The organism is Arthrobacter sp. U41 (assembly GCF_001750145.1).
GTDB lineage: Bacteria > Actinomycetota > Actinomycetes > Actinomycetales > Micrococcaceae > Arthrobacter.
On the sequence record NZ_CP015732.1, the window covers coordinates 330,308 to 343,880 of the forward strand.

General features: G+C 68.4%; 13 protein-coding genes and 1 pseudogene. 6 read left to right on the top strand and 8 right to left on the bottom strand.

Annotated elements, in window-relative coordinates:
- Window positions 1–14 precede the first annotated feature (14 nt).
- On the bottom strand, window positions 15–1,763 hold the full coding sequence (locus ASPU41_RS01620; protein ID WP_069949430.1) for a nitrite/sulfite reductase: 1,749 nt from the start codon (window positions 1,761–1,763) through the stop codon (window positions 15–17).
- 179 nt (window positions 1,764–1,942) lie between these two features.
- A complete protein-coding gene (locus ASPU41_RS01625) occupies window positions 1,943–2,677 on the bottom strand; it encodes a sirohydrochlorin chelatase (protein WP_157356895.1) in 735 nt (244 codons plus the stop codon).
- A 62-nt stretch (window positions 2,678–2,739) separates the two neighbouring features.
- On the opposite strand from ASPU41_RS01625, the gene ASPU41_RS01630 reads away from it, so the two are divergent.
- Both ASPU41_RS01630 and ASPU41_RS01635 read left to right on the top strand, forming a co-directional pair.
- Window positions 2,740–3,411: a trimeric intracellular cation channel family protein gene (locus tag ASPU41_RS01630; RefSeq protein ID WP_069949431.1), complete on the top strand. Its 672-nt coding sequence runs from the start codon at window positions 2,740–2,742 to the stop codon at window positions 3,409–3,411.
- A 14-nt stretch (window positions 3,412–3,425) separates the two neighbouring features.
- Window positions 3,426–3,854 carry a hypothetical protein gene (locus tag ASPU41_RS01635; RefSeq protein WP_069949432.1) on the top strand — a complete coding sequence of 143 codons (429 nt, stop codon included), beginning with the start codon at window positions 3,426–3,428 and terminating at the stop codon, window positions 3,852–3,854.
- A gap of 157 nt (window positions 3,855–4,011) precedes the next feature.
- On the opposite strand, the gene ASPU41_RS23175 is transcribed toward ASPU41_RS01635, so the two are convergent.
- The 5 genes and pseudogenes from ASPU41_RS23175 to ASPU41_RS01655 form a co-directional block, all read right to left on the bottom strand.
- A complete protein-coding gene (locus ASPU41_RS23175; RefSeq protein WP_231941418.1) occupies window positions 4,012–4,509 on the bottom strand; it encodes an endonuclease domain-containing protein in 498 nt (165 codons plus the stop codon).
- A gap of 252 nt (window positions 4,510–4,761) precedes the next feature.
- A pseudogene (locus ASPU41_RS23180) lies at window positions 4,762–4,848 on the bottom strand (hypothetical protein); the annotation flags it as partial.
- Between the two features lie 401 nt (window positions 4,849–5,249).
- Entirely contained in the window at window positions 5,250–6,350 is a 1,101-nt protein-coding gene (locus tag ASPU41_RS01645) for a polyprenyl synthetase family protein (protein WP_069949434.1), read from the bottom strand.
- Window positions 6,347–7,723, bottom strand: a complete 1,377-nt coding sequence (locus ASPU41_RS01650; protein WP_069949435.1) for a geranylgeranyl reductase family protein — start codon at window positions 7,721–7,723, stop codon at window positions 6,347–6,349. The genes ASPU41_RS01645 and ASPU41_RS01650 overlap by 4 nt, the downstream gene beginning before the upstream one ends.
- 12 nt (window positions 7,724–7,735) lie before the next feature.
- Entirely contained in the window at window positions 7,736–8,524 is a 789-nt protein-coding gene (locus ASPU41_RS01655) for a demethylmenaquinone methyltransferase (RefSeq protein ID WP_083266298.1), read from the bottom strand.
- A gap of 139 nt (window positions 8,525–8,663) precedes the next feature.
- Here ASPU41_RS01655 and ASPU41_RS01660 point away from each other — a divergent pair, with 139 nt between their 5' ends.
- The 4 genes from ASPU41_RS01660 (at window position 8,664) to ASPU41_RS01675 (ending at window position 12,827) form a co-directional block, all read left to right on the top strand.
- On the top strand, window positions 8,664–10,160 hold the full coding sequence (locus ASPU41_RS01660; protein ID WP_069949437.1) for an isochorismate synthase: 1,497 nt from the start codon (window positions 8,664–8,666) through the stop codon (window positions 10,158–10,160).
- Between the two features lie 162 nt (window positions 10,161–10,322).
- Window positions 10,323–11,126: an ABC transporter substrate-binding protein gene (locus ASPU41_RS01665; RefSeq protein WP_069949438.1), complete on the top strand. Its 804-nt coding sequence runs from the start codon at window positions 10,323–10,325 to the stop codon at window positions 11,124–11,126.
- A 94-nt stretch (window positions 11,127–11,220) separates the two neighbouring features.
- Window positions 11,221–12,012 carry an amino acid ABC transporter permease gene (locus ASPU41_RS01670; protein WP_069949439.1) on the top strand — a complete coding sequence of 264 codons (792 nt, stop codon included), beginning with the start codon at window positions 11,221–11,223 and terminating at the stop codon, window positions 12,010–12,012.
- A gap of 11 nt (window positions 12,013–12,023) precedes the next feature.
- Complete coding sequence (locus ASPU41_RS01675) at window positions 12,024–12,827, top strand: amino acid ABC transporter ATP-binding protein (protein ID WP_069949440.1); 804 nt, start codon at window positions 12,024–12,026, stop codon at window positions 12,825–12,827.
- Between the two features lie 108 nt (window positions 12,828–12,935).
- On the opposite strand, the gene ASPU41_RS01680 is transcribed toward ASPU41_RS01675, so the two are convergent.
- Window positions 12,936–13,490, bottom strand: a complete 555-nt coding sequence (locus ASPU41_RS01680; RefSeq protein WP_083266299.1) for an LLM class flavin-dependent oxidoreductase — start codon at window positions 13,488–13,490, stop codon at window positions 12,936–12,938.
- Window positions 13,491–13,573 lie beyond the last annotated feature (83 nt).

Genomic DNA, 13,573 nt, shown 5'->3' on the forward strand with positions numbered 1-13,573 from the left:
CAGGGCGTGCTTGCTCACTGCAGATCACCCTCTTCGGCGGCGAAGGCCCACTCGGCGAAGGTCTGGCCCTCGGAGTGGTCGGCCACGAACTTCCGGACCACGCGCTCCACATAGTCGGGAAGGTCGTCGGCCGTGACCTTGAGGCCGCGGACGGTTCGGCCCAGGCCCGCTTCCTCGCGGCTGTCGGACGCCAGCCCGCCGCCGAGGTGGACCTGGAAACCCGGGGTGGGGTCGCCGTCGGGCGTGGGAAGCATCATGCCCTTGAGGCCGATGTCCGCCGTCTGGATCCGGGCGCAGGAGTTGGGGCAGCCGTTGATGTGCAGCGACAGGGCCTGCGGGAGCTGCTGGGTCTCGACGAGGTCGGCGAGGCGGCGTTCCAGCTCGGCGACCGCGGTGGCGGCCGTGAGCTTGGTTTCGACGATGGCGAGCTTGCAGTATTCGATGCCGGTGCAGGCGATGGTGCCGCGGCGGAACACCGAGGGCCGGGCGGAGAGGCCCAGCGCGTCGAGCTCGGCCACGAGCGGTTCCACCTCGTCCCTGGGCACGTCGAGGACGACGAGCTTCTGGTGCGGGGTGGTGCGCAGCCGCTGCGAGCCGCGGGCTTCCAGGGTGTCGGCCAGCTTCACGAGCTGGGTGCCGGAGAGGCGGCCAGCCAGCGGAGTGGCGCCGATGAAGAACTTGCCGTCCTTCTGCTCGTGCACCCCGATGTGGTCGCCCGGGGTGGAGGGCTTGGGCGCGGCCGGGCCGTCGTCGAGCTTGTAGCCGAGGTATTCGTCCTCGAGGACCTGGCGGAATTTCACCGGTCCCCAGTCGGCCAGCAGGAACTTCAGCCGGGCCTTGGTGCGCATCCGCCGGTAGCCGTAGTCGCGGAAGATGCTGGTGACACCGAGCCAGACGTCCGCGGCCTGATCCGGGCGGACGAAGGCGCCAAGGCGCTTGCCGAGCATCGGGTTGGTGGAGAGCGCGCCGCCGACCCAGAGGTCATAGCCGATGCCGAGTTCGGGGTGGACCAGGCCCACCAGGGCGACGTCGTTGATCTCGTGGACCACGTCCTGGCTGGGGTGGCCGGTGATGGCGGTCTTGAATTTGCGCGGCAGGTTGGCCAGTTCGGGGTCGCCGATGAATCGTTCGGCGAGCTCGTGGATCAGCGGCGTCGGGTCGATGATCTCGTCCTTGGCGATGCCGGCGACCGGGGATCCAAGGATGACGCGGGGCACGTCGCCGCAGGCTTCGGTGGTGGACAGGTCCACCGACTCGAGGCGGCGCCAGATTTCCGGCACGTCCTCGACCCGGATCCAGTGCAGCTGGATGTTCTGCCGGTCGGTGAGGTCGGCCGAGTCGCGGCCGAAATCGACCGAGATCTGGCCGATCACGCGCAGCTGCTCGGTGGTGAGGGCACCGCCGTCGATCCTGACGCGCAGCATGAAGTACTTGTCCTCGAGCTCGTGCGGCTCGAGCGTGGCGGTCTTGCCGCCGTCGATCCCGGGCTTGCGCTGGGTGTAGAGGCCCCACCAGCGGAAGCGTCCGTGCAGGTCCGTGCCGTCGATCGAGTCGAAGCCGTGCTTGGAGTAGACGGACTCGATACGCTCGCGGACGTTGAGGCCGTTGTCTTCCTGCTTCCAGGTTTCGTTGGCGTTCAGCGGCGCGGTGCCGTCCACTTTCCACTGCCCGTGCGGCTTTGCGGCGGGTCGGTTGGTGGGGCGCTTGGTGCGGCCTGGGGCAGCCTGGTCCGCAGACGCTCCGGCTAGAGCTGTATCAGTCATGGATCGACTGTAGGGCGGGCCGTAATGCCGTCACAAAGGTCCGGAAACGCGGGGTCACCTAGGGCAACAAATCGTCACGAACCTTCGGCGAGCCTTGAAGTGGCGCGGCTCCTGTGCATGGTTGGGGGCTGGGTCCGGGGTTAGGGAGGGGCGGGTCAGGCGCCCGGTCAGGGGGCGGGTCAGGCGCCTGCCGCGAGGGCGGCGTCGTAGCGTTCCAGCGCGATTTCGGCGAGCACCGGCGAGGGCAGCAGGGGTGCCGTGACGAGGTCCGCGCCGGCCTTGCCGAGCTGGTCGTGGAAGAAGCCCGGGGCCAGAAGATAGGCGGCGATGACCACGCGGCCGCCCAGGTCCACGGCGCCGGCGGACTCCCCCGCGCCCGCGCCGCCCGCGAACTCCTCGCGGAGCATGGCCACGGCCTCGGGCACGGACGGCTTCGCGGACGCACCGTAGGCTGCCACAATCCGGTTGGACCGCAGGGCGCGGAGCTGGCCTGTCAGTTCCTCGACGTTCTGCGCGGCGGTGGGGTCGGAGGAACCGGCCGCCGCGAGGATCACGGCGTCGTTGTCGGTCACGCCGGCGTCCCGGAGCCGCTGGTCCAGCAGCGCCGCGAGCCGCGGATCGGGCCCCAGCGGAGCGGCGGCGCGGGTGCCCGGCCGGCTCTTGACCGCCCGGGCGATGTCCACCTTGACGTGGTACCCGACGCTGAGCAGCAGCGGCACCACCACGGCGGTCTCCCCCGCCGGCAGGCCCGTCACGACGGCCGGCAGCTCCGGCTCCTGGACGTCGACGTAGGCCTCACGGACGTCGAGCCCGGGCCGCAGCGCGGCGATCGCGTCCCGGAGGGCGTTGACTTCGGCGGCACCCTCCGCGCTGGAGGTGCCGTGGGCGCAGGCGATCAGGATGGGGCTATTCATAGCCGTTAGCGTAACCTTGGAGCCGCCCCATCCGCGCCCTTGATATCCCACCGGGACCCTCCATGACTTTTTCCTTCATCAGCGTCCTGGTCTGGCTGGACCTGGCTGGCGTCTTCTTCTTCGCGGTCTCCGGGTCCCTGCTGGCGGCACGGAAGCAGTTCGACATCATCGGCTCCCTGCTGCTGGCCTCGGTGGTGAGCCTGGGCGGCGGCGTCATCCGCGACATCATCATCAACGACGGACCGCCCGCGGCCTTCACCAACCCGGCCTACCTGGCCCCGCCCCTGCTGGCCACGGTGCTGGTGTACTTCCTGTTCTCCAGCTTCCAGCGCTACACCTCGCTGCTGATCCTGTTCGACGCCGGCGGCCTGGCCCTCTTCTGCATCACCGGCACCCTCAAGGCGGTGTCCGCCGGGATGAACCCCGTGGCGGCTGTGCTCCTGGGGGTCACGACGGCGGTGGGCGGCGGCCTGCTGCGCGACATCACCGCCAATGAGGTGCCGCAACTGTTCGACCCGAAGGATCTCTACGCGCTGCCGGCGTTTGCGGGGGCGGTCCTGACCGTGAGCCTGTCCGTCACCGGCACCTTCAACGCGGTGACTGCGGGTGCCGTGGCTGCGGTCGTTTTCGCCTTCCGGGTCACGGCCTGGCGGCGGCAGTGGCACGTTCCGCTGGCGGTCCGCGGCTGGCACCGGCTCGGCCTGGACGCGGCGGATCGCGGGCCCAAGGATTAGCTAGGATAATAACCATGACTGACATGTTCCTCGAGAAGTTCCGCGCGCTTGTTCCGAAGTATCTCGAAGACGAATGGCAGGAAGAGGATGGCCTCCCGGCCGACGAACTCGATGCGGCCCTCGCCGAGCACCAGTTCCAGGTGCCCCCGGTGCTGCGGGAGTTCTACCTGGCAGTCGGCGGCTGCGAGGACATCATGGAGGCGTACCACTACTTCTGGGACCCCGAAGAGCTCGAAGTTGATGACGAAGGCTTCCTGATGTTCCTCGAGGACGAGGAAGAACAGTTCACCTGGGGTTTCCGGGTCGGCGACCTCAGTGTTCCGGACCCGATCGTGTACCGGCGCAACAACGCCCGCGGCCAGTGGAAAAGTGAAGAGGGGACATTCTCAGAGTTCGTCTTCGACATGTTCGAGTGGGCCTTCAACGACGAGGACGAGGACTAACCCGCACCCGGGCCCGCGTCGTGGGGCGCCGCGGCGGGTCCGTGCCTCGGCTCACTGCGGGCCGGGGGCACTTCGGCCGCGGACACGCCGTCTCCCGAGCGGAAACTCCCGTACTGCGGCCTCAAAGTAGCCCCGGACGGGTGCTGCCAACCGGGCGTCACGGGTGGAACGCACCCCGGCGCCGCTGCTCCAGCACCGCAAGGACCTGCGCGAGCATCTGCTCGGGGTGGTGGACGACGAATTCGTAGCCGAACCTGAGAACCAGGTAACCTGCGACGACGCTCGCGTTGTTCCGCCCCCGGTCCTTCTTCACCTGCCGCGGTTCCAAGTGCGATCCGCCATCCGTTTCCACAATCAGGCAGTCCTCAACGAGGAAGTCCACCTCGCCCACCCCGGGGATCTCCACATGCCGTCGGATGTGCAGCCCGGCCCGGCGGAAGGTTGTGTTGGCCAGAACTTCGAGCAGCGAGTCGGCCCGCGGAATGAGAAGATCCAGCACCGCCCTGGCTCGGGCGTTGCGGTTACCTCCGAGTTTGCCGCGGAGAAAAGCCAGGCTGATGTCCCCTCGCCCCACGGCACACTGAACCATGACGAGGGCTTCGAGTTCCGGGAGGCAGTGGAGTGCATGGACCAGGACATCGGCGAGTCCGGCCACTGGCAGCCACGGGTGCCGGGGATGCCGGCAGCGGCCATGTGCCAAGGAACCCGGCGCCGCCGCCCGATGCCCCACGCACAAATGAAGGCGCTGGGCCGGTGCCAACGTCCACAAACCGTAGTCCGGCGCGGCCGACAGGCAGGTCAGCAACCCCTTCAGTTCGCGCGCGGCCCGATGCGCGCTGGAATCCTGCGGCAGTCCGTACAGCCCGCGTCGGATCCTCACGATGGTGCCGTCCGCCACGGCCGTCGATAGCCGGTGGCGGCTCAGTCCGGCCCGGCCCAAGTCAGCCGTGCTTGCCGTTCCGCCCCGTGCAGCGAGATAGGAGGCTATGTTCATTCCGCCAATGTGCCTCGCCGGCAGTCCGTCGCGTCCGCCCCGGATGGGCTATGTGGACAACTTCCTTAACCAACGGTGCGCTCCGGGGGCACGTTGGACACGGACCCGCCGCGGCGCAGCCCGTGGAACAGCCGATGGTGGCTCAAAGTGCCCCCGGAGCGCATCAACCCGGGCGCCAAAAGCCTATGACAATCGAATTACATAAAAGCTAGACAGCGTGACATTTCTGTCATAGGCTCATTCATGGGTTCATCAAATGCCTCCGGTGGATCTGATGCGAACGGAGAAATGGCCCCGGTTCGACACAACGGATGACTCGGAACGTTGTGAGGAACCGGGGCCATTCCGTTTAAGAAGGGACCCCACGCGGCCGCCCAGCGGGCAGCCCACCGGAGGGAAAATCAGCTGGCGCGGTCCACCACGGCCAGCGCGAAGTTGGTCAGCGAGTCCTTCACCACACCGTCGGGCAGCGGCGCGAGCGCGGCAATCGCCTCGCTGGCCCAGGACCGGGCCACCACCCAGGACTCGGCCGTGACCGGGTGCTCGCGCAGGCCGGCGACGGCAGCCATGAGGGCCTCGTCGGAGCTGAGGTCGCCGTCGATGAGCTTCAGGAGTTCGACGGCGGACTCGTCGCCGGCGTCGGCCTTCTTGCGCAGCAGCAGCACCGGCAGCGTCGGGACACCTTCGCGCAGGTCGGTGCCCGGGGACTTGCCGGACTTGACCTTGACGCCGGTGACATCGATGACGTCGTCGGCGAGCTGGAAGGCCACGCCCACCTTTTCGCCATACTCGACCAGCATCGGCTCGTAGGCTTCATCGGCGCCGGAGAAGATCGCGCCGAGCTGTCCGGAGGCCGCCACCAGCGAGCCGGTCTTGTCCGCGATGACCGAGAGGTAGTGCTCCACCGGGTCCTCGTCCGGGCGCGGGCCCACGGTTTCGTGCAGCTGGCCCAGGCACAGCCGCTCAAAGGTGCGGGCCTGGATGCCGAGCGCGCGGGAGCCCAGTTCGGAGACCAGGATGGAGGCTCGCGCGAAGATCAGGTCGCCGGTCAGGACGGCGACGGAGTTGCCCCAGACCTCGTGCGCTGTGGGGGCGCCGCGGCGGAACGGCGCGGAATCCATCACGTCGTCGTGGTACAGCGTCGCCAGGTGGGTCAGTTCAACGACGACCGCGGCCTGCACCACCGCGGGCAGGGAGGCGTCGCCCAGGTGGGCGCAGAGCAGGGTCAGCAACGGCCGGATGCGCTTGCCGCCGGCTTCCACGAGGTGGCGCGACGTTGCGTCAGCCAGCGGGTCGGAGTTGGCGATGGCCTCGCGCAGCTTCTTCTCCACGCGGGCGAGGTTGGTGGTGATCGCGGGCCCCAGTTCGGGGTCCCCGGCGATCGCGGCAAAGCCGGCCGGCAGCTGCAATCCGGTGGCGATCGCGGTGGTGTTCAGGTCGGGCTCAGAGCTCGGCAGGCCGTGTCCGGCGTGCGTCCAGCTTTGGTCTGCAGAGTTGGTCACGGGTTAACCCTAACTTCTGTTGCGGAAACCGCGGAGTTGGTGCCGGAGGGCGAAGGAGTGTCGGTGCCGGACCGGCCCTGGTTGGACGTCGCCGGGACCAGCGATTCCAGCACGCGGATGACGCGGTCCTCGATGCCCTTGGCCGCGGGATCGGTCAGGTTGGCCAGCAGCCGCACCACGAACCGCATCAGGATGGGGATGGGCATGCCCGTCCGGAGGGCCAGTTTCATCACGGCCGGCTTGCCGATCAGCGCAGCGAAGGCCCGGCCCAGGGTGAAGTGCGAACCCCACTGGTCCCGCACGTAGTCCGCGTACCGCGCCAGGTGCGCGTCGGCGGCTCTGGAAGCTTCGGTTCCGGATCCCCAGCCCGCCGAGGCGGAGCGGGCGGCGCCGTCGATGATGAACTCGGCCGCGAAACGCGCCGACTCCATGGCGTAGGAGATGCCCTCGCCGTTGAACGGGGAGACCATCCCGCCGGCGTCGCCCAGCAGCAGCAGGCCCGGCGAGTAGTGCGGGGTGCGGTTGAAGCCCATCGGCAGCGCGGCGCCGCGGATCTCGCCCACCTGGTTTTCCGGAGTGAATCCCCAGTCCGCGGGCATGCCGGCGGTCCACTCGCGCAGGACCTGCTTGTAATCCAGCTTGCCGAATTCCTTGGACGAGTTCAGGATGCCCAGGCCCACGTTGGACGTGCCGTCGCCGACGCCGAACACCCAGCCGTAGCCGGGCAGCAGCTTTCCGTCGCGGCCGGGGAGCTCCAGCCAGCCTTCCATCCAGTCGTCGTCGTGCCGCGGGCTCGTGAAATACGTGCGGACGGCGACGCCGAGCGGCCGGTCATCGCGCTTCCCGATGCCCAGCGATACGGCTGTGCGGCTGGAGTTTCCGTCGGCGGCAAGGACGACGTCGGCCGTGAAGTCGCGGGTCTCCCCCGTTTTGCGGCCGGCTTCGTCGAGCAGGGCGGCTCGGACGCCGGTGACGCGGCCGTCGTCGGCGCGCAGGGCTTCGGTGACGCTGTGGCGTTCCAGCACGACGGCGCCCGCGGACTGGGCGTGCCGGGCCAGCTCCTCGTCGAAGCCGAGCCGGGTGCGGATCAGCCCGTACTGCGGGAAGTCGGAGACCTCGGGCCAGGGAAGTTCGATGCTGCGGCCGCCGGCCAGCAGGCGCAGGCCCTTGTTGCGGCGCCAGCCGTCCGCTTCGGGGTGCGGCAGGCCAAGCTTTTGGATCTCGCGGACGGCGCGGGGAGTGAGCCCGTCGCCGCAGACTTTTTCCCGCGGGAAGCTGGTCTTCTCCAGCACCGTGACGTCGATGCCGGCCTGCGCCAGGTAGTAAGCGGCAGTGGACCCGGCCGGACCTGCTCCGACGATCAGTACATTCACGGCGTCGGTGGCCTAGCGCGCGGGCCGGGTGATGTTGCGGCGCAGCTTCGCCACCGGTCCGGTGTGGTTGGCCAGCGCAGCGGCGGCCGCGGAGGGGCCGGCCTCCGCGCCGGGCTTGACGGCGCGGTGCACCGCGACGATGCCGCCGCTGAGGTTGCGGTAGGAGACGTTGTCCCAGCCGGCTTCCTGCAGCCAGGCGGCGAGGTGGTCCTGGTCCGGCCAGGCGCGGATGGACTCGGCGAGGTAGACGTAGGCATCCGGGTTGGAGGAGACCTTGACGGCGATCGCGGGCAGCGCACGCATGAGGTATTCGGTGTACATGGTGCGCCACAGCGGAACCACGGGCTGGGAGAACTCGGCGATCACGAGCTTGCCGCCGGGCTTGGTGACCCGGAGCATCTCGGCCAGGGCCTTCTTTGGCTCGTTGACGTTGCGCAGGCCGAAGGAGATGGTGCTGGCATCGAAGGTGTTGTCCGCGAACGGCAGGCGGGTGGCGTCACCGGCGATGAAGTCGATGTCGGGGCGGCGGCGCTTGCCGACCTTGAGCATGCCGAGGGAGAAGTCGCAGGCGATGACCTCGATGCCGGCGTCGGCATACGGCTCGCTGGAGGTGCCGGTGCCGGCGGCGAGGTCGAGCACGCGCTGGCCGGGCGTCACATCCATGGCCTCGACCACAACCTTGCGCCAACGCCGCGTCTGCCCCATCGACAGGACATCGTTGACGACGTCGTATTTGGGGGCGACGTCGTCAAACATCGTGGCTACTTCGTCCGGACGCTTATCCAAGGATGCTCGGTTCACCCTGACATTGTCTCAAATGATCAGCACACACCCTAACCGGGGCCCAACACGCCCAGCCGCACCCTGGGCAGGGCCTGAGCCGGACCCCGGCAGGGCCAGAGCAGGGCCTCCGGCGGGGCGGGAGTAGTGTTGTCTCACTATGACGAGCGCGTTCCGTACCCTGACAGTCCCCCTCGATGCTGAATCTTTCCCCGGGGGGCTGCCGTCGTTTCTGGTCCGTGACGACCTCCTCTGCTGGACCCGCCGCGAAGCCGGCCTGGTCGGCTTCGGCGAGGTGGCCCGGTTCACCGCCACCGGGCCCGACCGTTTCCTCGAAGCGGACATCTGGTGGCGCCACCTGGTCCTCGAGGCCGAGATCGAGGACGCCGTGGACTGCCCCGGCACCGGCCCCGTCGCCTTCGGGTCCTTCGCCTTCTCCAAAGCCTCCGCGCACGAGTCGCGACTGATCGTGCCCGAAATCGTCGTGGGGCTCCGTGACGGCAAGGCCTGGCTCACCCAACTGACGTTCGACGACGGCGAGCTCACCGAGGCGGGTGCCCGCGCGGCACTGGACCGCTGGCTTGCCGGCGGGAGCGGCAACGGCGCGGCGGGCGCCGACCCCGCGGCGGACGGAAACGGCACCTTCGCTGCCGGCACAACTGCGGCCGGCGCCGCCGGGAACGGAACCTTCGCGGCCGGCCCCCTGGCGGAGGGCCCAACGTCGGCCGCCGGCGCCGCCGGGAACGGCACTCCCGCCACCGTAGCCACGAAGGCCCGGGGCGCCGTCGTGCGTCCCATGCCGCTGGCTGCCGGGGCGACGCTGCACACCGGCTCGCTGAGCGAGGAAGACTGGATGGCCGCCGTCGCCGCGGGTGTGGCGGAGATCCGCACCGGGGCGCTCGAGAAGCTCGTGCTGGCCCGCGACATCGTCGCCACCGTCCCGGCCGGAGTGAACGCCGCCGAGATCCTCCGCCAGCTCGCCGTCCGCTACCGCGAATGCTGGACCTACGGCGTCGACGGGCTCGTCGGCGCCACGCCCGAAATGCTGATCCAGGTGGAGGGCCGCACCGCGCAGGCCCGCGTCCTGGCCGGCACCCTGGACCGCCGCGACGCCGACGGCATGGCCGGATCGCCGCTGGAGTTCGCCGAGCGCGTGCTGGCCGGATCCGAAAAGCAGCGGCACGAACACGAGATCGCGATCCAGTCGCTGACCACCCAGCTGGCGCCGTTCTCGGAGGCGATGAACGCGCACAGCGAACCCTTCATCCTCGAACTGCCCAACGTCTGGCACCTCGCCTCGGACGTGAAGGCGGAACTGGCCGAGGTGGAGGGACATGTCCCCACCAGCCTGGCCCTGATCAATGCCCTGCATCCGACGGCGGCGGTCTGCGGCACGCCGACCACCGTCGCGGGCGCGCTGATCCGCAGGCTGGAGCACCTGGACCGCGGGCCCTACGCCGGACCGGTCGGCTGGCTGGATGCGGCGGGCAACGGGGAATGGGGCATCGCGCTGCGCGGCGCCGTCATCGAGTCCCCGCAGACCGTGCGGCTCTACGCGGGCTGCGGCGTCGTCGAGGGCTCCGTGCCGGAAGCCGAGCTCGCCGAGACGTGGGCGAAGTTCCGGCCCATGCTGGAGTCCCTGGGCATCAGCAGCTAGAGTCCGGAATAGGAGACACGGGTCCGGGACGGGGCTTGCGCTAGGGTCGTCAATAGTTATCCAATGGTGAAACTTAGTTTTCTGTGATGCACATCTCCTATTCGGCGCTACACTATAAGCCGACTAAGTCACGTCTTCTCCCGCAACAAGAGGTAAGAAACCATGCAGCTCAAGTCCCTCACCACGGCAAAGGTGGCCGCCAAGGCAGCCGCCCTCCTCGCCGTCGGCGCCCTCACGCTCACGGCCTGCGGCGGCAGCTCCACCCCCGCGGCCTCCTCAGAAGGCGGCGTGCAGCTCATCAACGCCGGCAAGCTGACCGTCTGCTCGGACGTGCCCTACGAGCCGTTCGAATTCCAGAAGGACGGCAAGATCGTCGGCTTCGACATGGACATCGCCGCCGAGGTGGCCAAGGACCTGAAGGCCGAACTCAGCGTCGTGGACAGCTCCTTCGAGGCCATCGAGACCGGTACCGCCCTGACCCAGTGCGACATCTCCATCTCCTCCGTCTCCATCACGGACACCCGCAAGTCGGTCATGGACTTCTCCAGCCCGTACATGGACGATGACCTGACCCTGGTGGCCAGCGAGGCTTCCGGAATCAAGGACCTCGAGGGTGCCAAGGGCAAGAAGGTCGGCGTCCAGCAGGCCACCACCGGCGCCAAGTACGCCGCCGAGAACGGCCTCGACGCCCAGCAGTTCGAGGATTCCGGACTCCTGGTCCAGGCCCTGCAGGCCGGCACCATCGACGCCGCCCTGGGCAACCAGTCCGTGCTCGGCTACGCCATCAAGGACGATCCCAAGTTCAAGCGCGTGGAGGACTACACCACCGGCGAGAAGCTCGGCATCTCCATCAAAAAGGGCAACACGGCAATGGCCACCCAGGTCAACGGCACGCTCAAGCGCCTGACCGATGACGGCTCCTTGAAGAAGTTCGAGACCACCTGGTTCGGCGAAGCCACCAAGTAACGCCCCGGCCTGAGACCGACACAGTTGAGGCCCCGTACCGCTGGACGACAGTCCGTACGGGGCCTCAACTGCGCAAAACGAATGTGAGAGCACCATGGCAATGACCGCACGTCAACGAGCCAGAGTCAGCCTGTACGTCCAGGCCGGAATCTTTGTGGTGGCCGTGGCCGCCCTGATTGTGGCCACGGACTGGAAGACCATCAGCACCAGCGTCTTCAACTTCGCCAAAATCGGCCCGATGTTCCCGGACATCTTCCTGGTGGGCCTGAAGAACACCCTGATCTACACCGCCCTGGGCTTCATCGTGGGCCTCTCCGGCGGCCTGCTGCTGGCCCTGATGAAGCTCTCCTCGTTCCCGCTGTACCGCTGGATCGCCACCGGCTACATCGAGTTCTTCCGCGGCATCCCGGCCCTGCTGGTGTTCATCGCCTTCGGCTACGGCGTGCCGCTGGCCTTCGGCGTTTCCTGGAACGTGACCGTGGTGGTGATGGTCTCGCTCGGCATGGTGGCAGCGGCGTACATCGCCGAAACCCTGCGCGCCGGCCTGCAGGCGGTGCCGAAGGGCCAGTTGGAAGCCGCCCGTTCGCTCGGCATGCCGCAGTGGCGGGCTATGGTATCCATCGTCATCCCCCAGGCCTTCCGGATCGTCCTGCCGCCGCTGACCAACGAGGTCATCCTGCTGACCAAGGACTCCTCGCTGATCTACGTGCTGGGCCTGACCGCCTCACAGTACGAACTCACGAAGTTCGGCCGCGACGGTATCTCCAGCCTGGGCGCGGGCCTGACCCCGCTTCTGGTCGCCGGCGCGTTCTACCTGGTGATCACCATCCCGCTGAGCCTCTTGGCCCGGAAGTTCGAAAGCCGCTCCGCGCGGACGAAGCGATAGGCAGGACAGTCATGAACGACGTCGAACAGAACGCCCACGGCCGTAGCGGAGCCGTCCACGCCGCCGGGGTCTCCATCAAGGACCTGCGGAAGTCCTACGGCTCCAACGAAGTCCTCAAGGGGATCGACCTTGAGGTTGCCCCCGGCGAGGTGGTGTGCCTGATCGGGCCCTCGGGCTCGGGCAAGTCCACCCTGCTGCGCTGCGTGAACCTGCTTGAGCAGCCGAACGAGGGCACCATCCACGTGGGCGGTTTCGAATCCACCGACCCGGATGTGGACATCGACAAGATGCGCCGCAAGGTCGGCATGGTCTTCCAGCAGTTCAACCTCTTCCCGCACCTGAGCGCGCTGCAGAACTGCACCATTGCGCAGACCAAGGTGCTCAAGCGCAGCCAGACCGATGCCTCTGCCGCGGCCATGAAGAACCTCGAGCGTGTCGGCCTGGGACACCTCGCCGACCGTTTCCCGGACCAGCTCTCCGGCGGGCAGCAGCAGCGGGTGGCCATTGCCCGCGCGCTGAGCATGGACCCCGAGCTGATGCTCTTCGATGAGCCCACCTCGGCCCTGGACCCCGAAACCGTGGGCGACGTCCTCTCCGTCATGCGCAACCTGGCCCGCGAAGGCATGACCATGCTGGTGGTGACCCACGAAATGGGCTTCGCCCGCGAGGTCGCCGACCGGGTCGTGTTCATGGACGGCGGAGTTGTCGTGGAGGAAGGCGTGGCCGAACGGGTCATCAGCGCCCCCGTCCACGCCCGCACCAAGGAATTCCTCCGCCGCGTGCTCGACCCGACCCACATCGACATCACGGAGTAGCTCACTCCTCGCGCCGGCCCGCGATTTCCGCGCCGATTTCAGACAGCCGCTGCGTGGATCCACGTAGCGGCTGTCCGTTTCCGTAGCGGATTCCCGGTGGCCCCGGCGCTACTGGTTCTTCAGGAGCCGTTCAACGCGCGGTTTGACCTCGGTGGCCAGCAGGGTGAGGGACTCAAGGAAGTGCTCCTGCGGCAGGCCGCCGATGTCCATCTGGAGGAAGTGCCGCATGTGTCCCATGTGCCCGTGCAGGTCCACGATGCGCCCGGCGATGTCGTCCGGGTCTCCGATGTAGTACGCGCCGGGGAAATCGGCCTGGGCCAGGAACTGCCGCTTGTCCGGTGCCGGCCAGCCGCGGAGTTTGCCCAGTTCGAGGTTCAGGTTGTACCAGCCGGGGTAGAACCGTTCCAGCGCTTCCTTCTTGGTCGGGGCGATGAGTCCGAGGGCCGCCACAGAGACGTTGATGTTCCCTCCGGCGTGTCCGGCCTGTTCGGCGGAGGCCCGGTAGAGGTCAGCCAGCGCGCCGAACCTCGCGGGCGCCCCGCCGATTATGCCGTAGGAGACGGGCAGGCCGAGCTTGCCGGCGCGGACCGAGGACGGGGCACTGCCGCCGGTTGCCAGCCAGAGGGGCAGCGGGCCGTTGACGGGCCGGGGCACGACGGCCAGGTCGTGGACACGTCGGGGAGTACGGTCTCGGCCGGATCAGGCTCGGCGGAGCCCTGGGGGGCCTGTTCTCGCGGGAGCAGATC

Excerpts from the sequence above, each read along its gene's own strand:
- ASPU41_RS01620 (WP_069949430.1), bottom strand. The coding sequence starts at position 1,763 with ATGACTGATACAGCTCTAGCCGGAGCGTCTGCGGACCAGGCTGCCCCA.
- ASPU41_RS01625 (WP_157356895.1), bottom strand. The coding sequence starts at position 2,677 with ATGAATAGCCCCATCCTGATCGCCTGCGCCCACGGCACCTCCAGCGCG.
- ASPU41_RS01630 (WP_069949431.1), top strand. The coding sequence starts at position 2,740 with ATGACTTTTTCCTTCATCAGCGTCCTGGTCTGGCTGGACCTGGCTGGC.
- ASPU41_RS01635 (WP_069949432.1), top strand. The coding sequence starts at position 3,426 with ATGACTGACATGTTCCTCGAGAAGTTCCGCGCGCTTGTTCCGAAGTAT.
- ASPU41_RS01660 (WP_069949437.1), top strand. The coding sequence starts at position 8,664 with ATGACGAGCGCGTTCCGTACCCTGACAGTCCCCCTCGATGCTGAATCT.
- ASPU41_RS01665 (WP_069949438.1), top strand. The coding sequence starts at position 10,323 with ATGCAGCTCAAGTCCCTCACCACGGCAAAGGTGGCCGCCAAGGCAGCC.
- ASPU41_RS01670 (WP_069949439.1), top strand. The coding sequence starts at position 11,221 with ATGGCAATGACCGCACGTCAACGAGCCAGAGTCAGCCTGTACGTCCAG.
- ASPU41_RS01675 (WP_069949440.1), top strand. The coding sequence starts at position 12,024 with ATGAACGACGTCGAACAGAACGCCCACGGCCGTAGCGGAGCCGTCCAC.